Annotated in this window: 18 protein-coding genes and 1 tRNA gene; 12 read left to right on the forward strand and 7 right to left on the reverse strand. The window is 60.0% G+C overall.

Features of this window, described 5'->3' with window-relative positions; genetic code table 11:
- Positions 1-89: 89 nt before the first annotated feature.
- A complete protein-coding gene (gene ppsR / locus BN1129_RS16150; protein WP_084204672.1) occupies positions 90-902 on the reverse strand; it encodes a posphoenolpyruvate synthetase regulatory kinase/phosphorylase PpsR in 813 nt (270 codons plus the stop codon).
- Positions 903-1,222: 320 nt separating this feature from the next.
- Here ppsR and ppsA point away from each other — a divergent pair, with 320 nt between their 5' ends.
- Positions 1,223-3,601 carry a phosphoenolpyruvate synthase gene (ppsA, locus tag BN1129_RS16155; protein ID WP_042037869.1) on the forward strand — a complete coding sequence of 793 codons (2,379 nt, stop codon included), beginning with the start codon at positions 1,223-1,225 and terminating at the stop codon, positions 3,599-3,601.
- A 313-nt stretch (positions 3,602-3,914) separates the two neighbouring features.
- Here the strand turns inward: ppsA and BN1129_RS16160 are convergent, their stop codons facing one another.
- Complete coding sequence (locus tag BN1129_RS16160) at positions 3,915-4,376, reverse strand: serine protease chaperone (RefSeq protein ID WP_042037870.1); 462 nt, start codon at positions 4,374-4,376, stop codon at positions 3,915-3,917.
- 18 nt (positions 4,377-4,394) lie between these two features.
- A complete protein-coding gene (asp, locus tag BN1129_RS16165) occupies positions 4,395-6,272 on the reverse strand; it encodes a serine protease Asp (RefSeq protein WP_042037872.1) in 1,878 nt (625 codons plus the stop codon).
- Between the two features lie 581 nt (positions 6,273-6,853).
- On the opposite strand from asp, the gene BN1129_RS16170 reads away from it, so the two are divergent.
- Complete coding sequence (locus BN1129_RS16170; protein WP_042037873.1) at positions 6,854-7,684, forward strand: MetQ/NlpA family ABC transporter substrate-binding protein; 831 nt, start codon at positions 6,854-6,856, stop codon at positions 7,682-7,684.
- A gap of 84 nt (positions 7,685-7,768) precedes the next feature.
- Here BN1129_RS16170 and BN1129_RS16175 read toward each other — a convergent pair whose 3' ends face one another.
- Positions 7,769-8,491 carry a phosphatase PAP2 family protein gene (locus BN1129_RS16175; protein ID WP_042037875.1) on the reverse strand — a complete coding sequence of 241 codons (723 nt, stop codon included), beginning with the start codon at positions 8,489-8,491 and terminating at the stop codon, positions 7,769-7,771.
- Between the two features lie 244 nt (positions 8,492-8,735).
- Between BN1129_RS16175 and BN1129_RS16180 the strand changes: the two genes are divergently transcribed.
- The 7 genes from BN1129_RS16180 to dedD all read left to right on the forward strand — a co-directional run bounded on the left by BN1129_RS16180 (position 8,736) and on the right by dedD (position 17,594).
- Complete coding sequence (locus BN1129_RS16180; protein WP_042037877.1) at positions 8,736-9,869, forward strand: 4-phosphoerythronate dehydrogenase; 1,134 nt, start codon at positions 8,736-8,738, stop codon at positions 9,867-9,869.
- 205 nt (positions 9,870-10,074) lie between these two features.
- Positions 10,075-11,091, forward strand: coding sequence for an aspartate-semialdehyde dehydrogenase (locus BN1129_RS16185; protein ID WP_042037878.1), 1,017 nt, complete (start codon positions 10,075-10,077; stop codon positions 11,089-11,091).
- Between the two features lie 269 nt (positions 11,092-11,360).
- Entirely contained in the window at positions 11,361-13,499 is a 2,139-nt protein-coding gene (locus BN1129_RS16190; protein WP_042037880.1) for a FimV/HubP family polar landmark protein, read from the forward strand.
- Between the two features lie 167 nt (positions 13,500-13,666).
- Complete coding sequence (truA, locus tag BN1129_RS16195; RefSeq protein ID WP_042037882.1) at positions 13,667-14,476, forward strand: tRNA pseudouridine(38-40) synthase TruA; 810 nt, start codon at positions 13,667-13,669, stop codon at positions 14,474-14,476.
- A gap of 119 nt (positions 14,477-14,595) precedes the next feature.
- The gene (accD, locus tag BN1129_RS16200; RefSeq protein ID WP_042037884.1) at positions 14,596-15,459 is read left to right on the forward strand and encodes an acetyl-CoA carboxylase, carboxyltransferase subunit beta; all 864 of its coding nucleotides are present in this window, start codon (positions 14,596-14,598) and stop codon (positions 15,457-15,459) included.
- 2 nt (positions 15,460-15,461) lie between these two features.
- On the forward strand, positions 15,462-16,721 hold the full coding sequence (gene folC / locus BN1129_RS16205) for a bifunctional tetrahydrofolate synthase/dihydrofolate synthase (protein WP_042037885.1): 1,260 nt from the start codon (positions 15,462-15,464) through the stop codon (positions 16,719-16,721).
- Between the two features lie 99 nt (positions 16,722-16,820).
- Complete coding sequence (gene dedD, locus BN1129_RS16210; protein WP_042037886.1) at positions 16,821-17,594, forward strand: cell division protein DedD; 774 nt, start codon at positions 16,821-16,823, stop codon at positions 17,592-17,594.
- Between the two features lie 58 nt (positions 17,595-17,652).
- Here dedD and BN1129_RS16215 read toward each other — a convergent pair whose 3' ends face one another.
- The 3 genes from BN1129_RS16215 to BN1129_RS16225 all read right to left on the reverse strand — a co-directional run bounded on the left by BN1129_RS16215 (position 17,653) and on the right by BN1129_RS16225 (position 21,167).
- Positions 17,653-17,997 (reverse strand): TusE/DsrC/DsvC family sulfur relay protein, encoded by a 345-nt coding sequence (locus tag BN1129_RS16215; RefSeq protein ID WP_042037888.1) that lies wholly within the window; start codon positions 17,995-17,997, stop codon positions 17,653-17,655.
- Between the two features lie 25 nt (positions 17,998-18,022).
- Positions 18,023-20,176 carry a YccS family putative transporter gene (gene yccS / locus BN1129_RS16220; protein ID WP_042037889.1) on the reverse strand — a complete coding sequence of 718 codons (2,154 nt, stop codon included), beginning with the start codon at positions 20,174-20,176 and terminating at the stop codon, positions 18,023-18,025.
- 334 nt (positions 20,177-20,510) lie between these two features.
- Positions 20,511-21,167, reverse strand: a complete 657-nt coding sequence (locus BN1129_RS16225; RefSeq protein WP_042037891.1) for a Bax inhibitor-1/YccA family protein — start codon at positions 21,165-21,167, stop codon at positions 20,511-20,513.
- Between the two features lie 184 nt (positions 21,168-21,351).
- On the opposite strand from BN1129_RS16225, the gene BN1129_RS16230 reads away from it, so the two are divergent.
- The 3 genes from BN1129_RS16230 to hcp1 form a co-directional block, all read left to right on the forward strand.
- Positions 21,352-21,439, forward strand: a tRNA-Ser gene (locus BN1129_RS16230).
- Between the two features lie 232 nt (positions 21,440-21,671).
- The gene (locus BN1129_RS16235; protein ID WP_042037892.1) at positions 21,672-22,445 is read left to right on the forward strand and encodes a LuxR family transcriptional regulator; all 774 of its coding nucleotides are present in this window, start codon (positions 21,672-21,674) and stop codon (positions 22,443-22,445) included.
- A gap of 227 nt (positions 22,446-22,672) precedes the next feature.
- On the forward strand, positions 22,673-23,040 hold a 368-nt coding region (gene hcp1 / locus BN1129_RS16240; RefSeq protein ID WP_042037894.1), incomplete at its 3' end, for a type VI secretion system effector Hcp1.

Below are 23,040 nucleotides of genomic sequence, written 5' to 3' on the forward strand. Positions count from 1 at the left end.
CATCTGGCTCGGTTTTTATGTCTGCCTGTCACTCCTGCTCGCCGTCATCCATGGACTATGCCGGGCTCAGCTTCTAACCCCTGCCCGGTTCAATAGAGCTGACGGCGCATGCCGGTTGCCTCCAGAATTTTCGCGCTTATCTCCTCCACCGAATGAGAGCTGGTGTCGAGAAAGCGGATCGCCTCCTGGCGGAACAGCCGCTCCACACTCGCCAGCTCCTGCTCGCACTGCTCCAGCGATGAGTAGCGGCTGTTGGCGCGGCGCTGGTTGCGGATCTCGTGTAGCCGCTGCGGCGCTATGGTGAGGCCGAACAGCTTGTGGCGGTTGGCCTTGAGGGCGCTGGGCAAGTCCAGCGAGCCCATGTCCTGCTCGATGAAGGGGTAGTTGGCGGCCCGGATGCCAAATTGCAGCGCCAGATAGAGGCTGGTCGGGGTCTTGCCGCAGCGGGAGACCCCGATGAGAATGATGTCCGCCTCCTCATACTCCTTGGTGGTAATGCCGTCGTCGTTGGCCAGTGCGAAGTTCACCGCCTCGATGCGATCGTCATAGAGCTTGCGATTCTCCATGCCGTGAGTGCGATGCAGCCTGGGTTCGGCTTTGACCCCCAGCTCATACTCCAGCGGGCTGACGAAGGTGTTGAGAAAGTCGTGGCTGCTGGCCTGGGCCTTAAGCACCTCTTCACGTACCAGGGGGTCGACTATGGTGTGAAACAGGATGGGGCGTATCCCGGTCTGACGGAATTGCTCGTCGATACGCGCCCGCACCTGCCTGGCTTTGTCCTGCGTCTCCACGAAGGGGATGGTGATTTGCTCAAACACCAGCGGAAACTGGCTCAATACGGCGTGGCCGAACACCTCGGCCGTGATGGCGGTGCCGTCGGATACATAGAATACGGTGTGCACGATGCGCTCCTGTGATACGGGTTGGCGAGGTTGCGAGCAGTCAGTATCTCTCGAAACTATACCGATATTGTCAACCTATCTACTGTGCCCAAGTTGTGAAGTGGCTTGCAAACCTGAGTCGTTACCTTTTTGTGTTGGCATTGTAGAATGTCTGTGTCATTCGGCTATCCCCAAATCTTGCTCGGGGATTTTTTTGACAACAAATAGAAAACGTTTTCATATTCGTTGGCAACAGTAGAAACAGACAATAACGCATATAACTCACGCACATAATTTGGCGCAGAAGGTGCCATGGCACCCGAGCCCACCAACCTGGAGACATGCAAGTGCAACAGTACGTACTCTGGTACGAACAACTCGGAATGCAAGATGTAGAACGAGTTGGCGGCAAGAACGCATCCCTTGGCGAGATGATCAGCAACCTTTCAGGTGCCGGTGTATCCGTGCCGGGTGGCTTTGCGACCACGGCCTTTGCGTTTAACGAGTTTCTGGAGTTAAGCGGCCTTAACGGCAAGATCCATGATCTGCTCGATACCCTGGATGTGGACGACATCGCCGCCCTCAACCGGGCAGGTCAGCAGATCCGTGACTGGGTGATCGAGGCCCCGTTCCAGAGCGCGCTGGAGCAGGCGATCTGCGCGGCCTACGACAAGCTGAGTGCGGGTGTGGATGCCTCTTTCGCGGTGCGCTCCTCCGCCACCGCCGAGGATATGCCGGACGCTTCCTTTGCCGGTCAGCAGGAGACCTTCCTCAACGTACGCGGCATCGATGCCGTCATGATTGCCGTCAAGCATGTGTTTGCTTCACTGTTCAACGATCGCGCTATCTCTTATCGGGTGCATCAGGGGTATGACCACAAGGGCGTGGCGCTCTCGGCCGGGGTGCAGCGCATGGTGCGCTCGGATCTGGCTGCCTCCGGCGTCATGTTCACTCTGGATACCGAATCGGGTTTCAACGATGTGGTCTTCATCACAGGGGCCCAGGGGCTGGGCGAGATGGTGGTGCAGGGGGCCGTCAACCCGGACGAGTTTTATGTGCACAAACCAACCCTCAGGGGCGGGCGTCCAGCCGTGGTGCGCAAGACGCTCGGCTCGAAACTTATCAAGATGACCTACTCGGACGATGCCGGTCACGGCCGTCAGGTGAAGATAGTCGACACGACCGAGACCGAGCGCAGCCGTTTCTGCATCACGGATGAGGAGGTGATGGCGCTGGCGAAACAGGCGCTCATCATAGAGCAGCACTACGGTCGCCCCATGGATATCGAGTGGGCCAAAGATGGACAGGATGGCCAGCTCTACATAGTGCAGGCGCGTCCCGAGACGGTGCGCAGCCGCCAGGAGGCCAACACCCTCGAACGTTTTGCACTCAAACAGGCGGGCAAGGTGCTGATCGAGGGGCGTGCCATTGGCCACAAGATTGGCGCAGGCCCGGCGCGGGTCATCTCCTCCATCCGCCAGATGGACGAGGTTCAGCCCGGCGATGTACTGGTCACCGACATGACGGATCCGGATTGGGAGCCCATCATGAAGCGGGCCTCAGCCATCGTCACCAACCGTGGCGGGCGCACCTGTCACGCTGCCATCATCGCCCGTGAGCTGGGTATTCCGGCGGTGGTGGGTTGCGGCAACGCCACCGATCATATTGCCCCGGGTCAGCTCATTACCGTCTCCTGTGCGGAAGGGGATACCGGCTTCATCTATGATGGTGAACTCGATTTCGATGTGGCTGTGACCGAGGTGGGCAACATGCCACGTCTGCCCATCAAGATCATGATGAACGTCGGTAATCCGGACCGGGCGTTTGATTTTGCCCAGTTGCCCAATGCCGGTGTGGGCCTGGCGCGGCTCGAATTCATCATCAACCGCATGATTGGCGTGCACCCCAAGGCCTTGCTGGAGTTCGACCAGCAGAGCCCTGAACTGCAGGCCACCATCGCTAAGATGATCGCGGGTTATGACAGCCCCCGTGAGTTCTATGTGGCCAAGCTGACGGAAGGGATCGCCACCCTGGGCGCCGCCTTCTGGCCGGAGCGTGTCATAGTGCGGATGTCGGACTTCAAGTCCAACGAGTACGCCAACCTGGTGGGCGGGCGTGGCTACGAGCCCCACGAAGAGAACCCCATGATCGGCTTTCGTGGCGCATCCCGCTACATAGCCGACAGCTTCCGTCCCTGTTTTGCCCTCGAATGTGAGGCCATCAAGCGGGTGCGTGACGTCATGGGGTTGACCAACGTCGAGGTGATGATCCCCTTCGTGCGCACCGTGGGTGAAGTGGAGCAGGTGATCGATATCCTGGCCGAGAATGGGCTGCGCCGTGGCGAGCGGGGTTTGAAGGTAATCATGATGTGCGAGATCCCCTCCAACGCCCTGCTGGCAGACAAGTTCCTCGAGCATGTGGATGGCTTCTCCATCGGATCCAACGACATGACCCAGCTCGCGCTTGGATTGGACCGGGACTCGGGCCTCATCGCTCACCTGTTCGACGAGCGCAACGAGGCGGTCAAGGCGTTGCTGTCGATGGCTATCCAGGCTGCGCGCAAGGCGGGCAAGTATGTCGGCATTTGTGGCCAGGGCCCATCCGATCACCCGGATTTCGCCGCCTGGCTGGTCGAGCAAGGCATAGACTCTGTGTCCCTCAACCCGGATACCGTGGTGGATACCTGGCTCTATCTGGCCGAGCAGCACAAGGCTGGCTGAACCTCGTCGGTGCCAGCCTGAAAATAATAAAAATGGCGCCCCATATTGCTAATGCAAGTCAGTTAAGAGAGTTTGAGTCCCAACCTGCTAGGTATCAGGGCTAAAGAGTGAGGGAGGCATGATGCCTCCCTCTTTTTATTGGATGCCAGTCAGGGCAGAGGTTTCAGCCAAATTGACGCCGTAACCATAGCACCGTTTCTGCTATTCAAAATTTCGAATATTAATTCATAAAAGTGCTTATCTGACTGGCATGAGGCCAGCGGCCCCCTCTGTGTGTGCAAGATATCTCGGGTCTGTCAGCGCAAGGGCTGGCTCACTTTGGCCGCTTCAGTGTGCCAGCCAGTTCGATCTGTACCCTGACCCCTTGCTGTCTGAGCTGGGTAGCGATGGCGTTCAGATCCTTACCGGGCTTGGCCTCCAGCAGGGCGATGCCGCCGCTGCTCTGTTTGAACTGCAGGCCGTGGTGGCCCGCCAGCGCCTTGGCCCGATCGTCATCGGCCTCCACCAGCAGGGTGCCGCTGACGGTCAGCTCAGGGCTGGCGACCCCTTGTAACAGGACGTCGCCGCTGCGCAGGGGCTGCTGTGGCACCTTGCCATCCAGGCTGCGGGCGACCCGTTTCTTGCTGCCGTTATCCAGCGTTAGGTAGGTCTGACCATTCACCTCTATGGTGTTGTACTGCTTGCCATCGATCACCACCGACTCGTCGGCTGTTGCGTACAGGCAGACCGAGGCCAGCAGGCTTGCCAGGGTAAGGCTGAGTAAGCTGTGTTTCATGTTATGACTCCTCTGTGATCAGGGACGGGCGGCATCGTGACCGAGTACCCGCAGGGACCAGTCGAGCAGTTGACCCGGTTGGCTGTTGTTGCGCTCGGTCAGGGTGCTGCGGGTGTTGGTTCTGAGATTGAGCAGCGAGACCTGGCGAGTGCCATTGGCCACGTCAGTCACTTCCAGGTGCCACTTGCCCTGAGCCGGCTCGCCGTAGAACTTGTGGGAGAGCATGCGCATATCACGCAGCCCCTTGGTGCGCACATATCCCAGCCGCTGCCGGTCGAGGGATTGTCCCACCAGGCTGTTATTGGGGTTGAGCAGCACGCTGCGGGTGCCGGATGGCGAGACCAGTTCGATCAGCAGATCGGGCAGCCGCTGGTGATCCAGGCTCACCATCACCTGCACGGCCTCGACCGTCAATGGCTGATCGACCACGGTGCTGGAGCGGGTCGGGCTGCTGCCCACATCCGGGATGGCGCCGGCGACGCTATCCTCAACCGTCACCTTCTGCCACGGTAACTGCACCAGTGGTGGCAGCGGATCGTGGCTGGCGGCCTGGGCCAGGGTTTTGTTCACATCCACCAGGCCGAAACCATAGGTCGGGCTGAACCAGAGGCCGGCCGCGTTGCGCTCCCAGCCTTCCAGCGCCGTCACCTGGCGGCGCTGGCCGTCGGCGGCCGTGTAGCTTATCTGCACGGGCTCCTGATTGGCGTCGAGTCGGGTGGCGTTGCGGGCCAGCAGGTCGCGCAGGTCGCGCACCGACAGGTCCGGATAGGCGGACATCAGCAGCGCCATGGCACCTGTGGTGTTCGGGGTGGCCGAAGAGGTGCCGTTCATCACGCCGTTGTAGCCGCAGCTGGCATCGAGTTGCGGGTTGTTGTGCAGCCGGTTGGTGCTGGGATCGTCTACCCGGTTGTAACCCATGTCACATCCGGGCAGATCCGTGGTCACAATGGCGGGTGTATCCGTGCCCTGTTCTCCGCCTGGGGCGCTCAGGAACACGTTGCTGCCGATGCTGGAGTAGGAGGATCGCACCCCATCCGCGTTGATGGCGCTCACCACCAGGTTCCAGAAGTTGCTGTTGGAGGGATCGATGTTGCTGTTCTCAAATGGCAGCTTTGGCATGTCGCCGGTGCGGTTGAGCACATAGCTGCCGGAGGCAATCCGGTTGAAGCCGTTGCCAGCTGCTTTGATATAGGCCGCGCCTTGCGCCTGAAGGGTCAGTTGCTCGAACAGGCGATCGAGCTGCACCTGATCCAGCTCGTTGGCCCCTTCTGGATCGACCAGACTCGTGCCGTAGCTCTGGTTGAAGACCCGGTTGTCTGCGGTGACGGCGTTGCCGCCGAGGGCATAGAGCCAGTCCTTCTGCAACTGCTGGCTGTTGTCATCGAGCAGGTTGAAGCCCTGCAACTGGGCGCGGGGGGCCACCCCCAGGGTGCCTATGGTGTTGTCCACCGCGGCTATGATGCCGGATATCGAAGTGCCGTGGGCACTGTCCGGATCGGTCGGGGTCGGATCGCTGCTGCCGGTCACCACGTTTTTGGAACCGGGGCGCACATTGTCGGCCAGATCCGGGTGCGCTATGGCGATGCCATCGTCCACCACGGCCACATTGATGCCCTGACCCAATACCTCGGTGCGGTGTGCCCACCAGAGGTTGAGGTCATTGCCCGCCACGCCGCCGCGTTTACTGAAGGCATCCTGGCCGCTGTTGAGCAGGTGCCACTGCTGGTCCTGCAGGGGATTGATGCCGGGCAGACAACGGTCTGCGCTGCTGCGACCGGTATCGAGTCCGGCCTCTTTGCCGGTGAGCGGGGTGCAACTCTCATTAGCCTGAACTGAAGCGATGGGCATGGCCGAGAGCAGGGCCGAAATTGCCAACGCTAACGATGTTTTTCTCATTAATAAACTCCATTTTATACCGCACCATCCTGGGTACGGCTGGCATCTATACACGGGAAAAACAGAGCCAAAAAGCGCTCATTTCTGATCTGAGATAAGGCTCAAAAAAATCCCATCACAAACCCGTTTCAAACCATATGGGGGTTCCAGCGATTCACTTTATGTGCTCTTTTGAGAGCTTTGTCAGTGGATAGCCGTTGATGTTTTCTTTAGCGGTCAACATGTCTTAACCCTTGCTGTGGCTTTGGGAGGGAGCGGATGTGGCTCATCCCCACGCTGTCGGCATGGCAGGCAAGCCTGCCATGCCGACAGCGACCCGCCGCGATGTGATCAAAGCCTGGATCGGGCGAAACGCCGGATGGCGGCCATCCCCCCGACAGCGGCAGCCAACAGGGTTGAACGTCGGGCTTAGCTGCCACTCGGTTAAGCTTGCCCTGTTTTGTTGCTTGGCGACGGGGAGAGGCTCTGTTATGGTGGCATTTATCAGCCGTTTGGATGGCTAGATGGTTTCGGCGAAGCCACCCAGGGTGGCAAGCGCCATCATAGGCCACCGTTTTGATCATATTGACAGGGAGTTTCATATGCAGCGTCGTTCCTTCTTCACCCTCTCCGCGCTGGCACTGCTGGCCAGCAGCCTGCCGTTTTCTGTTCTTGCCGCCGAGACGGCCAAGAAGGAGATTGTGATTGGCACGACAGTCGGGGATTTTGCCGACATGGTGACCGACTCCATCAAGCCGCAGCTGGAGGCCAAGGGTTACAAGGTCAAACTGGTGGAGTTCACTGACTACGTGACCCCCAATATCGCGCTGGCGGATGGCTCGCTCGATGTGAACTGCTTCCAGCACAAACCCTATCTGGAGAGTTTTTCAAAAGACCGGGGCCTGTCACTGGCTCCCATCACCCAGGTGCCGACCGGTCCCATGGGGCTCTACGCTGGCAAGTTGGGCGAGCTGAAGGCACTGAAAGAGGGGAGCACGGTTGCCATCCCCAACGACCCGACCAATCAGGCGCGGGCCCTGCTGATGCTGCAGGACCTGGGCTGGCTCACCCTCAAGGAGGGGATCAATCCGCTCAAGGCGAGCGAGTTTGATGTGGCGAAAAATCCGCACAATATCAAGCTGATCCAGCTGGAAGCTGCGCAACTGCCACGTTCGCGGGAGGATGTGGATTTCTCCGTCATCAACGGTAACTTCGCTGCCTCCAGCGGCATTGCGTTCAGCGAGGGGTTGTTCCTTGAGCGCAGCTACAACTTCATCAACTGGGTGGTGGTGAAAAGCGCCGATGCCGATCAGCCGTTTGCCAAGGACGTGGCGGCGGCCTACAACTCCGCCGAATTCAAGGCCTATGCCGCCAAGCGTTTCGTGGGTTACAAGTATCCCGAGGGCTGGCAGGGGCAGAGCGCCAGCAACTGAGCATGGCTATCGGTATGTGACGTTATCGCATAAACAAAAACGGGCACCAGAAGGTGCCCGTTTTTGTCGGCGTGGTCACAGGTGTCAGTAGCGACGTAGCCACCAGCGCGCGCCCAACAGGGCGGTCAGGCTGCCGAGCAGGGCGCTCGCCAGCACATCCTGCGGCCAGTGCATGCCGATCAGCATGCGCGACAGACCTATGCCCAGCGCCCATAGTGGCAGCAACCAGACCCCGGTGGGGGCGCGGGTCAGCCAGATCAGGCCGAAGAACTGGGCCAGGCTCATGGCGGCGATACTGTGGCCGGAGGGGAAGGCGTAGTTCACCTCTGCCTGCCAGTGGTTGCCGAGCCACTCGGGCAGGGCTAGCAAGAGGCTGGCCGCATGCACCTGCTCGCTGCGTACTTCCACCTTGCTGGCGTAGAACTGCTGGATGGCAGGGATCAGGTTCTGGCTCTCCAGCCAGAGCAGATAGGGGCGCGGATCCTGGGTCAGGTGTTTGACCAGGCTCTTGATGGCCCAGTCGCCCGCCAGCACGGCAAACAGGGCGCCACCGAGGGCCAGCGTGGCGGGCAGGCCCAGTGCCAGCTTGTGTCGGGTCAGCAGCAAGAGGGCGGCGATGCTGACGGCGAGGCCGGGCAGATCCACCATGCGGGTAAGGGCGTAGGGCCACCACAACCAGCCCGATTGCAGGGAGTTGCTCATAAAGGGTTGCCAGGGCAGGCAGGTCAGCAGCAGCAGCGGCAGGATCAGGGCAGCGCTGAAACCAAGCGCCTGGCGGCGCGGCAACGAAGAGGACTGAGTTGGCATAACAGGGCTCGTAACGGGTGCGTGTGACAGAGGCAGATAAAAAAGAGGCGCCATTGTGCCAGCCTCGGCTTGTTGGTCAAGTCGCACCGGCCGGACTGTAACATGGGGTTACAAATGAGTGTGGCCCGGGCCGACCTGGCGGTGCGACTGTGGTGAAAGGGCATAGGCGAATATGCATCTGAAAATTCGGTTGGTTTGGGCTAGAATGGCGCGCCTGTGGCCGGTTGCGAAGTGAGAGAGCCCGATGAAGATCGTCGTTGATGAAAATATGCCCCATGCCCTTGAGTTATTTGCCGAATTTGGCGAGGTGATCCCCCTGTCAGGACGGCATATGCAGGCGGCGGATCTGCAAGATGCCGACGTGCTGCTGGTACGCTCCGTGACCCGGGTCGATGCCGCACTCCTCGCCACCAGCCCGCAGCTCGGCTTCGTTGGCACCGCCACCATAGGCACGGATCACGTGGACAAGGCGCTGCTGGCCGAGCGGGACATCCCCTTCTTCAGCGCGCCCGGCTGCAACAAGTATTCGGTCGGCGACTATGTATTGAGTGCCTTGCTGGTGCTGGCCGAGCGCCACGAGCTTACCTTGCGCGAGATGAGCCTCGCCGTCATCGGCGCCGGCAACACGGGGGAATGTGTGGCGGGCAAGGCCGAGGCCCTCGGCATGCGGGTGCTGCGCTGCGATCCGCCGCGCGCCCGGGCCGCCGCGCAGGCGGGGGAGGCTGGGGCGTTTGTCGACTACCAGAGTGCCCTGGGTGCCGATATCGTCAGCTTTCACGTCCCCATCACCCGCGAGGGGCCGGATGCCACTTTCCACCTGCTGGATGAGCAGGTGATCGCCGCGCGACCTGCCGGACAGATCCTGATCAATGCCTCCCGTGGCGAGGTGTGGGACAACCAGGCGCTGCTCGCTCGCCAGCAGGGGCCGGGGCCCCTGCGACTGGTGATGGATGTGTGGGAAGGGGAGCCCGAGCCACTGCGGGCCCTGGTGCCCCATACCGAGATAGCGACTCCTCACATCGCAGGCTACAGCCTGGAGGGAAAGGCGCGCGGTACCTGGATGCTCTATCAGGCGCTGTGCCAGCAGCTGGGGCGCACGCCGCGCCAGGATCTGCAATCCTTGTTGCCAGTCCCCGAGGTGCGCGCACTGACACCGGGTCAACCGACGGATCAGGCGTTGATCAAGCAGCTGGTGCACCTTATTTATGACGTGCGTCGCGACGATGCCCGTTTTCGTAACCGGATTGAGGTGCCCGGCAGTTTCGATGAGCAGCGCAAACACTACCCGGAGCGGCGCGAGCTATCCTCGTTGCAGGTCTGCGGCCCGTTCGCCGGCGATACTCTGGCCCGGCTCGGCTTTGGCATTCAGGCCGAGTGAGCCGACTCAATCCCTAGTTCAACACCAGAAAATGGGCGGACCTGGTGCCACACCCGGTCCCACCCTTGTCCGGTTTGGCATGATGCCAAATCCCCTATCGGGCAGGTCAGCCTGCCAACTGTGATGCCAGCGTGCGTCAGCGACACCATGGACAGCGGCTGTTAACCGGCGCTATCCATGGGTAATTCCACAGGAGAGAATATTAGTGAGTCAGCAATTCAACGTAGCGGTATTGGGCGCCAGCGGCGCCGTGGGTCAGGCCATGATCGAAATTCTGGAGGAGCGCGCCTTCCCGGTAGGCACCCTCTATCCGCTGGCCTCCAGCCGCAGTGCCGGTGATACGGTGCGCTTTGGTGGCAAGAACCTCGAGATCAAGGACGTGGAAGAGTTTGACTGGAGCCAGGTGCAGATAGCGCTTTTCTCCGCCGGGGGCGAGGTCTCTGCCAAGTGGGCGCCGATTGCTGCCGAGCACGGCTGCATCGTCATCGACAACACCTCCTGCTTTCGTTACGACGCAGACATCCCGCTGGTGATCCCGGAAGTGAACCCGGACGCGTTGGCGGATTTTCGTAACCGCAACATCATCGCTAACCCGAACTGCTCCACCATCCAGATGCTGGTTGCGCTCAAGCCACTGCACGACGAAGTCGGCATAGCCCGTATCAACGTGGCGACCTACCAGTCCGTCTCCGGCTCCGGCAAGGAGGGGGTGAGCGAGCTGGCTGGCCAGACTGCGCAGCTGCTCAACGGTCGTCCGGTGGAGCCGACCCTCTATCCGCAGCAGATCGCTTTCAACCTCATTCCGCAGATCGACAGCTTCACCGACAACGGCTACACCCGTGAAGAGATGAAGATGGTGTGGGAAACCCAGAAGATCCTGGGAGATGCCAGCATAGCGGTGAACCCCACCTGTGTAAGGGTGCCTGTGTTCTACGGTCACGCCGAGGCGGTCCACGTCGAGCTGCACCAGCCGCTGGATGCGGATCAGGTCAAGGAGCTGCTGCGCAATGCTCCGGGTGTTACCCTGTTTGATGACGACGCGGATTATCCGACCCCGGTGCGCGACGCCACCGGCAAGGATGAGGTGCTGGTCGGCCGGGTCCGTCAGGATATTTCTCACCCGAGTGGTATCAATATGTGGATCGTGGCCGATAACGTTCGTAAGGGCGCTGCGACCAACAGCGTACAGATTGCCGAACTGCTGGTGCGCGATTACCTCTGATCGGCTGACCAGATGGGAAAGGAGCCCCATCTGGCGTGAAACCTGCCCCCCCATGGGGCGTGGATGTGACCGGGGCCGCACTCTATGGCCCCGAGAATTTTTCGTGATATCAACTGATTAAGTTTTTTCCTACACTCACAAACACGTTGGGTGCTAAATGTGTCGGATTGCTGGCTTGCACCCTGAGCCTGATTTATATTGAACCGACTGTTTTGGGGTAACTATCCAGATTTTTCAATGCGATAGGGCCGTCATACGAAGGAACGAATATGGGACATTCCCGCATAACATTGGCAATGCTACTCGCATTGGGTCTGCTGGGCACCGCTCAGGCTGAAGACTCGGCGCGGGAGCCTTTTTTTGTTGAGATCAAGGGCCCGGACGAACCGGCTCGGCCTGCCGTCAATGCCCAGCCGTTGGCACAACCCGTCACCGCTCCCCGCGCCATGTCCCAACCCAGCCAACCCAGGGCCCAGCCCATAGTGCGGCAGGTTGCGACCAGCAATGCCGGCAGTTATGGCCCGATCCGTCCCAACGATACCCTCTGGAGCCTGGCGAGCAGGCATCGCCCCTCCAACAAGGTGAGCGTTTACCAGACCATGGTGGCGATCTACGAGAAGAATCCCCGCAGCTTTGCCGATGGCAATATCAATCACATACTGGTGGGATCCCGCATTCAGCTGCCAACCGCCGCCGAGGCCAGCGTCATCACGGATGCGCAGGCTCGCCAGCGTTTCAACAGCGACAACGCCAGCTGGAAAGGGTTGAGCCCGAAATACCTGGCCAACAAACATGCCCAACCGGCCAAGCCGGCTGAAACCAAGGTTGCCGCCGCGCCTGCCAAGGCGACTGCGCCCAAGGCCGCGCCCATTCCGGCCCCCGTGCCCAAGGTGACCACGCCGCAACCGACCACCGAAGTCAAAGAGATTGCCAAGGCGGCCGAACCCGTGCCAAGCCAGGCCGCTGCAACCAGCGCCGCCAGTGCGAGCGCACCGGCTCCGCTGCCGGCCGATGTGGATAAACCGGTCGGCAAGCCCTCCACCGAGATGGCGCTGGCGCTGGAAGATGCCAATGCCCAGCTTGGCCAGGTCACTGAGATGAACCACAGGCTCAAGCTGCGCCTGCAATCCCTGACCGAAGAGGTGGAGATCCTCAAGGCCCAGCTGCTGGATCAGACTGCGTTGCAAAAAGAGATTGCCGAGCTCAAAGCCAAACCGGTTCCGCCAGTGGTGGTCCCCGAGCCCAAGCAAAACTGGCTGATGGACCTGCTCGCCTCACCGCTCAACCTTGCGATGATCATATTGCTACCTGTGCTGCTGGTGCTGGCGCTGGTCACGCTCTGGCTGCGTTCCCGTGCCCGCCGCGAGCTGGAGGAGCAGGAGAAAAGCCTGTCTGAATCCACCTCTATGGTCATGGATCAGGAGAGCGGCGAATTTGACGAGCTGATGACGGTCGGCATCACGGACGAGGAGCCGATGCGACCGAGACCGGATCTCAACACGCCTGAGGGTTATATGGCAGTTGCAGAGCCAGAGGCACCGGCCGATCTGGTGTTCAGCGATGATGGCGAGACGGATCTGGCCAGCTTCGAGCCGGAACCTGCGCCCAAGATGGCCATCCGAGACCCGGATCTGGTGCCCGAGTTGGATCTAGGCCATGACGAGGCCATTGAGCTTGATGCCGGACCGGATCTCGATCTCGCCAACGAGTTCAACCCGCCCAAGGGCGGTCATGAGATCATGAGTGAAGAGGAGCTGCAGGCTGCGCTGTTTGCCGAGCTGGACGACGACCTTGCCGCCGATCTGGAACTGGATGCTAACGATGACGGCCAGCCGGATGCCGAGCCCGTGGTCAGCGACGAGGAGCTTGACCTGAGCGCCTTTACCGAGCCCGCCTCTGGCAAGGGCAGTGCACAGCAGAGCGCTGCCGATACCAGCGCAGACGAGATGCTGGCAGAGCTGGGGTTGGCGTCAGCCAAGGGCAAGGCGGTCGAGCCGGATCTCGAGTGGGATCCCAACGAGCTGGCACTCTCCGATTTTGAAGATGCTTTCGCCGAGGTGGAATCCCATCAGGGTGACGTGACACCACGGGAGCAGGCGCAGGAGAGCGGCTATGTCGAGATCGACAAGCTGCTGGCCGATGCCGATGCCAGCACCACAGAGCCGGAGCCTTATCAGGGCTTCTCGCTGGATGTGGGGCTGGATGGTTTCCCCGAAGTGCTGCCGGAATCCACCGGGTTTGATGTGGATGCCGACGATGGTGGCGTGGGGGCCAAGCTGGATTTGGCCCGTGCCTACCTCGAGATCGATGACAAGGAGAGTGCCCGAGAACTGCTGCAAGAGGCGGCGGAGCAAGGCACGGATCACCAGCGTACCGAGGCCGAGAAGTTGCTCAAGCGGTTGGGGTAACCTTTGAATGGTGTGACCAAATAACGAAGGGCAGCCAGCAGGCTGCCCTTCTCTATTGGTGCCCTTTGTCGAGAGGGATGCGGTTTTTGGGACTTTTCACCCTGAGCGCGTATAATCCGCCCCGTTTCTTTTACCGCTCTCCTTTCACCATAAGACAAGTGTTATCCATGCGAATTGCCCTAGGTATTGAATATGACGGCAGCCGGTATTTCGGCTGGCAGCGTCAGCGAGAAGTGATCAGCGTGCAGGCCGAGCTGGAGAAGGCCCTTAGCCGGATAGCCAACCACCCGATTTCCATCCAGTGCGCCGGTCGTACCGATGCCGGCGTGCATGCCACAGGTCAGGTGATCCACTTCGATACCCACGCCATCCGCAGCGAGTCCGCCTGGACCCTGGGCCTGAACTCCAACCTGCCGCCGGATATCGCCGTGCGCTGGGTTTTGGCCGTGGATGAGACATTCCACGCCCGCTTCAGCGCCACCGCTCGTCGCTATCGCTACGTCATCTACAACCACAACTACCGCCCGGCGATCCTGGGTAGCGGCGTCAGCCACTATCACGAGACCATCGATGCCGAGCTGATGCACCAGGCGGGCCAGTCCCTGCTGGGGGAACAGGATTTCACCTCGTTTCGGGCCATTGGATGCCAGTCCAAGACGCCGTGGCGCAATGTGACGCACCTATGCGTCAGCCGTCAGGGGCCTTATATCGTGCTGGATATCCGTGCCAACGCCTTCTTGCACCACATGGTACGTAACATTACCGGCTCCCTGTTGCTGGTGGGGCAGGGGCTCAAACCGGTGGAGTGGATTGCCGAACTGCTGGCCGCCAGGGATCGCAACCTGGCCGGGCCCACCGCCAAGGCGGGTGGACTCTATCTGGTTGACGTGGATTACCCGGCTGAACTGGCGCTGCCACGGTTGCCGCTCGGCCCGCTGTGGCTGCCGGACTCAGCACCGGGTACGACCAGTTTTTAGTAACTGGCCCCGAAAATTTGTGGTTTAATGATCCGTCATTTATTGCCATCGAGCTAGTAAGTCATTGAACAATCTAGGCTCGATGCGTTTTGTCAGGCACAAAAGCATTAAGGAATTCCATGAGCTGGCTTGAGAAGATCCTTCCCAAGAGCAAGATCACTACACCTCGTCGTCACAACATTCCGGAAGGGGTGTGGACCAAGTGCAGTGCTTGTGAACAGGTGCTCTACCGGGCAGAGTTGGAGCGCAACCTCGAAGTGTGCCCCAAGTGTGATCATCATATGCGCATCAGCGCCCGTGCCCGTCTCGAGAGTTTTCTCGATGAGCAGGGCCGCACCGAGATCGGTGCCGAGCTGGAGCCGCAGGATATCTTGAAATTCAAGGATTCCAAGCGCTACAAGGATCGTTTGTCCGCCGCTCAGAAAGCGACGGGAGAGAAAGATGCGCTGGTGGTGATGAAGGGGACCCTCAAGGGGGTGCCGGTCGTCGCCTGTTCATTTGAGTTCTCCTTTATCGGGGGATCCATGTCCTCCGTGGTCGGTGCCCGTTTCGTGCGCGCCGTCGAGGAGAGCATCAAGGAAGGCCGCGGTCTGGTCTGCTTCTCCGCCTCTGGTGGTGCCCGCATGCAGGAAGCGCTCTTCTCCCTGATGCAGATGGCCAAAACCAGTGCGGCGCTGGACAGGCTCACCAAGGCGGGCCTGCCCTATATCTCTGTGCTGACCGACCCCACCATGGGGGGCGTCTCCGCCAGTCTGGCCATGCTGGGTGACATCAACGTGGGCGAGCCCAAGGCGTTGATAGGCTTCGCCGGTCCGCGTGTCATCGAGCAGACGGTGCGCGAGAAACTGCCGGAAGGCTTCCAGCGTTCAGAGTTCTTGCTGGAGAAGGGAGCCATCGATCTCATCATCGATCGCCGCGAGATGCGTAACCGTTTGGCCAGCCTGCTCGCCAAAATGCTGAATACTCACGTCATCGAAGAGTGAAGATGAGTTCAAACATGCAACAATCCCAAAGCCGGTCGCTGGTCGACTGGCTTTCTTATTTGGAGCAGATCCACCCGGTCAACATCGACATGGGGCTGGATCGGGTCGGTGCAGTCGCCCGTCGAATGGGCCTCACCCAATTGCCGTTCAAGGTGATCACGGTGGCGGGCACCAACGGCAAGGGCTCCAGCTGTGCCATGGCGGCCAGCATTCTGATGGCCGCGGGCTACAAGGTCGGCGTCTACTCCTCTCCTCATTTGCTGCGCTTTACCGAGCGGGTGCGCATTGACGGCGCCGAGCTGACTGACGGTGATCACTGCACGGCGTTTGCCGAGGTGGAGGCGGCCCGTGGCGAGATAGCGCTCACCTTCTTCGAGTTCGCCACCCTGGCGGGTGTGTGGCTCTTCTGCCGCGCCGCGCCCGATGTGCTGCTGCTGGAAGTGGGGCTGGGCGGTCGGCTCGATGCCACCAATGTGGTGGAGTCCGATGTCGCCATGATCACCTCCATCGCGCTGGATCACTGCGACTGGCTGGGGGATACCCGGGAAGCGGTGGCAGTGGAGAAGGCCGGTGTTTACCGCGCTGGCAAACCTGCTATCAGCGGCGAGCCCAACCCGCCTGCTACTATCGCCACCGAGGCGCAGCGCCTCGGTGCCTGTCTGCGTCAGGTGGGGGTCGACTTCTCTGGTAAAGAGCATGAGACCAGTTGGGATTACCACGGCCTCAACCACTGGCGGGATCTGCCCAAGCCGGTGCTGCCGCTGATGAACGCGGTGACCGTGCTGGCTGCGCTGGAGTCGCTGGGCTTGCCGTTGCCGGAGTCTGCCATCCGTGACGGGCTGGCCAATGCCCGGCTGGCTGGCCGGATGCAGCGGCTACAAAGTGAGCCGCTGGTCATCGTCGATGTGGCCCACAATCCCCATTCGGCGGCCTACCTCGCCAGCCAGCTGCGCCAAATTCCCTGCACGGGCGTGCGCCGTGCCGTGGTCGGCATGCTGAAAGACAAGGACATGGCGGGGTCGCTGGCCGAGCTCGACGGCCTCATCAGTGAATGGTATCTGGCCAGCCTCACCGGCCCGCGCGCCGCCAGTGCCGAGCAGCTTGCTGCCGAGCTGGGAGAGGGCAAGGGGCCTGCCTTGCGCTGTGATGACGTCAGCACCGCCTATCAGGCAGCGTTGGCCGCATCGAGTCCTGATGATATGGTCATTGTGTTTGGTTCGTTTTACACTGTCGCCGACATCCTGGCGGGCACTGCGTCCTGATCGGCACTGGCGGGTTGAACGGCACGGCTTCGGGCCTGTTTTCCCGGGCCAAGCCCTCTTCTGCACGTCATCGGCTAAGCAACATGGGTAGGAATTAACTTGGCTTCGAAGTTTCAGAACAGATTGGTAGGGACCGTCATCCTGGTGGCCCTGGTTGTCATTTTTCTGCCGGATCTGATGGACGGCCACAAGCTGGAGCAAAAGGAAGAGGCGTTTGCCAAGATCCCGCTGCGCCCCGAGCTTGAACCCGCCAAACCGGCGTTGCAGGTCTCTGCCGCCAGCGCCTTGCCGGCGGAACATCTGGCCAGCCAGCAGCAGGCTGCTGCCGCCGAGCAGTGGCAGGTCGAGGAGGTCTCGGATCCGGTCACGCTCGCGGCCAACAAGACCCCGGCGACGCAGACACCGCCACCCGCCACCAAGGCGGTGACTCAGCAGGTCGTCAAGCCCAAGCCCGAGCTGATCGTCAAGACGCCGGTCGAGCCGCCCAAGCCAAAGCCGGTACCGCCCAAGCCGGTGGAAGTGAAAAAACCGGTGGAGACCAAGCCGCAGGCGGGCCAGATCAAGTCGATGGATGACCTCATCGCCAGCAAGATGGCGCAGCCGACCACGCCGGCACCCGCTGCCGCCCCGGCTCAGGGCAGCTGGATCCTGCAGCTCGGTGCCTTCAAGAACGTAGACAGCGTCAACGCGCTTGTGGGCAAGTTGCGGGCGGCGGGCTACTCGGCCCACACCTCACCGAGAACGCCGGTGCAGGGGCAGCTCAACCGCGTCTTCATCGGACCGGATGTCTCCAAGGCCAAGCTGCAGGGCATGCAGGGTCGCATCGGCCAGATGACGGGGCTCAGTGGTTCAGTGGTTGCCTACAACCCCTGATGGTTCAAGCAGATAAAAAATACCGCGCTTCATTTTACAAATGGGCGCGGTATTTTTTTTAGATGCATTTCACCGGTTTTGGCAGGCCACCTATCTTGGTGGCTTGCTTGGCGGGTCCTTCCGGAAACAGCTTGTAGAGATAGCGGCTATTGCCCTTCTCGGGACCATACTGTTTCTCCATCGCCTTGACCAGGGCGCGAATGGCGGGGGAGGTATTGAACTCCAGATAGAAGGCGCGCACGAAACGCACCACTTCCCAGTGGGGCTCCTCCAGCACTATGCCTTCCTGCTCGGCCAGCACCTGCGCCAGCTCCTCGCACCAATCGCTGCTGTTGAGCAGGTAGCCCTTGGCATCTGTTTCGATGCTGCGGCCGTTGAATGCCAGCTGATGTTTTTCAGACATAAGGGGCTCCTCGCAAAGGGGGCTATCAGGATTGGGCGGGCATGGTAGCGCCTTGCTCCCCGCTGAGCAACCGGCTCTCGTTGGCCAGGGTAAGCAATTCGTCTGCCAGCTGGCTGATGAGGGCGAGCTGCTGGGTCAGCATCAGCTGCTCCTCGCTGCTGTCCGGGGTGATGACAGGGCACTGGCCTTCGATCTGCGCCGGCATCTCTCCTGCCAGGTGACCGGCGGCGCGCTCCAGGGTATGGCTCAGGTGGCGGCTGATCTCGTCGAGCTCGCCTATGGCTTCCAGCTTGTCGCGATGGGCGCCCAGCGCCGAGATGTAGGAGAGCAGGGCGTGGTTGCGCCAAGTGAGGGTGAAGCAGAGGTCGAGGAAGCGGCGACGTTTCTGTGGCTCCACCAGCATGCTCTGCCAGGCCATGGCCAGCTCGCTGTCGGCCAGATGGGCGCTCTTGCGGGCCACCCGGTAGTCGATGGATTCATCCCGTTGCTGTTGTAGACTGGCGAGCACGGCCGCCAGATAGCGGGCGTTGGCTGATAGGGAGTTGGCAATGAGCGTCGGCAGCCGCTTGTATTGCCAGTCCGGCCACAGCCAGGCTACCAGGGCATAGGAGAGCAGGCAGCCGAGGAAGGTATCGAGCATGCGCGGCCCCAGGATGGCAAAACCAATACCATCCAGCAGGTTGAATGCCATCAGCACATAGAGGGTGATAAAGCAGACGGCGGCGCTGTAGTTGCTGCGCACCTGGGTGAAAAACAGGAAGGCGGCAAGCCCCATTACCACCAGCTGGACGTGCAGTTCAGGGAACAGCCAGAGCACGGGGATCCCCACCAGCAGGCCGGCGAAGGTGCCGAGCATGCGTTGCACCAGTCGGCGACGGGTGGCACTGTAGCTCGGCTGGCAGACGAACAGTACCGTCAGCAGGATCCAGTAACCCTTGTCCAGATTGAATGCTTGCAGTATGCCGTAGCCCACCACCAATCCGAGCGACAGGCGCAGGGCGTGGCGAAACACCATGGAGTTCGGGGTCAGATGCTGCTTGAGTTGGGTCAGTAGCGGCAGGCGGGGCGGGCGCGCCAGGGCTGGCAGGCTAGCCTGTGCCAGGGTCGGGTTTTGTAGCTCCTCGGCACTGGCCAGCAGCTGGTTGATGCTGGCCAGGTTACGGCGCAGGAACTTCATCGGCGTCAACAGTGTTTTGGGATAGTGCTGCTTGAGATGGGTGAACTCCAGTTGATCGCCGAGGGCCTCCAAAGTCCAGTGGATGCGCTTGTTGTGGGCGTAAGGTTTGTGCACCAGGATGGCGTAACCGAGCCGCTGGCACGCCTCCGACAGTTGCAGGAACACCTCCTGAAATCCATCGAGGACGATTCCTTGCTTGAGTTCGGCTTCCAGCTTGCTGTAGGGGTAGTGGCTAGAGGTGGCCCGCTCGTGGATCTCCAGCGCCAGCAGGTAGAGGCGCAGCAGGCTGGCAAGCTCGGGCGCCGCCTGATGACGGGTGCTCAGGCGGGCGTTGAGTGCCGACTTGGTGAGGGTCAGCGCATTGACCAGATTGATGTTGAGCTGGGCCAGATTGTGGCGAATGGCCTGGGCGCCGTGTTCGTCCGCCGGAAAGAAGCGGGATTTCTCCAGTAAATAGCGACCGAGGGCAAAGTAGCTCTGGGCAAGCTGCTCGTGCAACGTCTTGTAGGGCAGCAGCCAGAGCCAGATGAGGGAGACCAGGCCGTACCAGAGTGCGCCCGCGCAGAGCGCCAGCGGCTGGTAGAAGAGATCAGGCGCCTTGGCGGCCCCCAGCATGGTGTAGATGGCGATGAGCAGGGAGCCGAAGCTGATGGTGGCGTACCGCTGACCGAGGGCCCCCACCATCACGAAGATGAAGGTCGACCCGGCCAGCCCAAGGGTAAACAGCCAGGGTGTCGGGAAGAGGTACTGCACGCAGAAGGAGGCAAACAGGAAGCAGATCAGCGTCATACCGAGGTTCTTGACCCGGCCCCACAGGCTGTCGTCGGTTTCGGCAATGGCACCGGCCACCACCCCGAGGGAGAGCAGCACTGTGAGCTGGATGTCGCCTGTTGCCAGGGTGAAGGCAAGCAGCCCCACCATGGCCAGCAACACCTTGAGGGCGAAATAGATGTGACTGTCAGTCAGCAGTCGGCGTAACAAACCAGAAAAGTCCATGGGCATGCTAGGCACCACCCTTGAGCGAAGCAAAATCGATGTGGCTGTCAGTCAACAGTCGGCGTAACAAACCAGAAAAGTCCATGGGCATGCTAGGCACCACCCTTGAGCGAAGCAAAATCGATGTGGCTGTCAGTCAGTAGTCGGCGCAGCAGGCCAGAAAAATCCATCGGCATGAGACAAGAGCAACCCTTGAACGAAACGAGAACGGGATACTAACCCGCCAAGCGCGAAGCGGCCCTGATTTGGATCAGGGCCGCTTCGCTTCATATCCTTGATTTACAACTTATTCTGACAGAAATAGGCATCAATAAAAACCCCGCCGAAGCGGGGTTGTTTATCAGTTGCGGTTGCCGCCAAGCAGGCTCAACAGGCTCAGGAATATGTTGTAGATGGAAACATACAGGGTCACGGTGGCAGAGATGTAGTTGGTCTCGCCGCCCCGGATGATCTGCTGGGTGGTCAGCAGTATGGCACCGGAGGAGAACAGCATGAACATGGCGGACAGGGCCAGGCTCAGGGCGCTCATCTGCAGGAAGATGTTGGCGACCATGGCCACCAGCAGCACCCAGAAACCGACGAACAGCATGCCGCCGATGAAGGAGAGGTCACGCTTGGTGGTCAGGGCGTAGGCAGACAGACCAAAGAAGGTCAGCGCTGTGCCGCCCAGAGCCGTCATCACTATCTCACCACCACCATTGTTCATGTACATGTTGATGATGGGGCCCAAGCTATAGCCGAGCAGACCGGTCAGGGCGAAGGTGAATACCAGCCCCATGCCGTTTTCGCGGTTCTTTTGGGTCAGGAACATCAGACCGTACACACCGATAAGGAACACGGCCCAGTGCAGGGGCGGCATGTTCATCATGGTGGCAACCCCGGCCACAACGGCAGAGAAGCCAAGAGTGAGGGAGAGCAGCATATAGGTGTTGCGCAGTACCTTGTTGGTATCGCGAGCGGCACTCTGGGTGCCAGTAAGGATAGAACGGGTATCCATCTTGGGTGTCCTCTTGATTTCCGGTTGAGGCGGCAGATTCCGCTTCATTATAGTATTGTATGCACTGAAGGTGGGGATGACGAGCGCTGATTTCAAGCGCTATCCCAACCTGTTGTCCCCCACTATCCCAGAACAAATATGTATTGCATATGAACAAGGGCTTGACGTAGTATGCTCGCCGTTCGGAGGGGTGGCAGAGCGGCTGAATGCACCGGTCTTGAAAACCGGCGATGGGCGACCATCCGTGGGTTCAAATCCCACCTCCTCCGCCATTTATTCAGCCAAAAAGGCCATCCGAAAGGATGGCCTTTTTGCTATGTGTCCTATGTACTGCGGACTTTCAACGGTACTTTCATGCAAGTATATCTGAATTTACAGGATAAACCGTGGGCAATCTCCGATTTTGTGACAGGTCCAAGTGTGCCATCCGTTGACGCTTGTTAACATGCGGCATGTTTCCATGTTTGGCCACACGACCTTGTGCACGATACTCATACCGTAGAAATGAATACCCTGCATGCGCAGGATCTCATCGCCCAGTTCGAAACGGCCGCAGATCAGCGCACCATAGTGAGCCTGTTGCGTGAGCTGAGCGGTCGCATGGGGTTCGACTATTTTCGCCTTGCCCTCATCTTTCCCAGTACCATTCAGCGTCCGGACGTCATCATCTTCAACGGTTGTCCGCAATCCTGGGTGGATACCTACACGGCCAGCGGTTTCTTTGCTATTGATCCCATCGTCAAATGCGGCATGACCCAGAGCACCCCCATTCTGTGGGCTGATGTGGTACGCGATAACGAGAGTTGTGATGAACAGGGCCGGGAGCTGATGCAACTGGCCAGTGAATTTGGCATTCGCGATGGCGTGACGTTTCCCTGGCACGGAGCCAACGGTCATGTGGGCCTGCTCTCCTTTATTACCAGCACACCTCTTACTAGGCAGCAGTGGCTCTCTGCTGTGCCTTTTCTCAGTTGGCTCTCCATGCATATTTTCGAGGCGGTAGCCCGGGTCTGTCTGGCCGGTCTGTCGCCTCAGGATGCGCTGAGTCTGCGGGAGCTGGAGGTGTGCAGATGGGCCGCGGAGGGGAAGCAGGTGAGCGATATTGCCCAGATATTGAGCATCACCCCTAGAACGGTGACCTTTCACCTGGAACGTATTGTCGAGAAGCTGGGAGCCAGCAATAAAAGCCAGGCGATATTCTGGGCGCTCAAGCAGGGGCTGGTGCGGCTCAATATCGATGCGGCGTTAGTGGGGAATGTGGATGAGGGCGGTCAATAATTCTGTCTTGTGCAATAAGTTGCGCAATATGTGGAATTTAATGCTGAAAGTGTAATTTTTGCTGGCGTAATGGACTATCTGGTGCAACATCTTGCTGTTGGCTGGGGCTGTGTCGAGGTGATTTTTCTTAAGTTGTTGATAATTAAGGGATAAAAAATTGGCACGGTCGCTGCTAAGGGTTTGGTCGAGTGCTAGCTCATTTAACCCACCTATTTAGGAGCATACACATGCCAACTCCATGTTATATCAGCATCAAAGGTAAAACCCAGGGCAACATCACCGCCGGTGCCTTCACCTCCGACTCCGTCGGTAACATCTTCGTACAAGGTCACGAAGATGAGATGCTGGTACAAGAGTTCCAGCACGTTGTCACCGTGCCGACTGACCCGCAATCCGGTCAGCCTGCTGGTCAGCGTGTCCACAAGCCGTTCAAGTTTACCGTTGCGCTGAACAAAGCCGTGCCGCTGATGTACAACTCCCTGGCTTCCGGCGAAATGCTGCCGAAAGTGACCCTGAAGTGGTACCGCACCTCTGTTGAGGGCAAGCAGGAGCACTTCTTCTCTACCGTGCTGACTGATGCCACCATCGTTGACAT

It is taken from the genome of Aeromonas popoffii, assembly GCF_000820025.1.
Classification (GTDB): Bacteria; Pseudomonadota; Gammaproteobacteria; order Enterobacterales; family Aeromonadaceae; genus Aeromonas; species Aeromonas popoffii.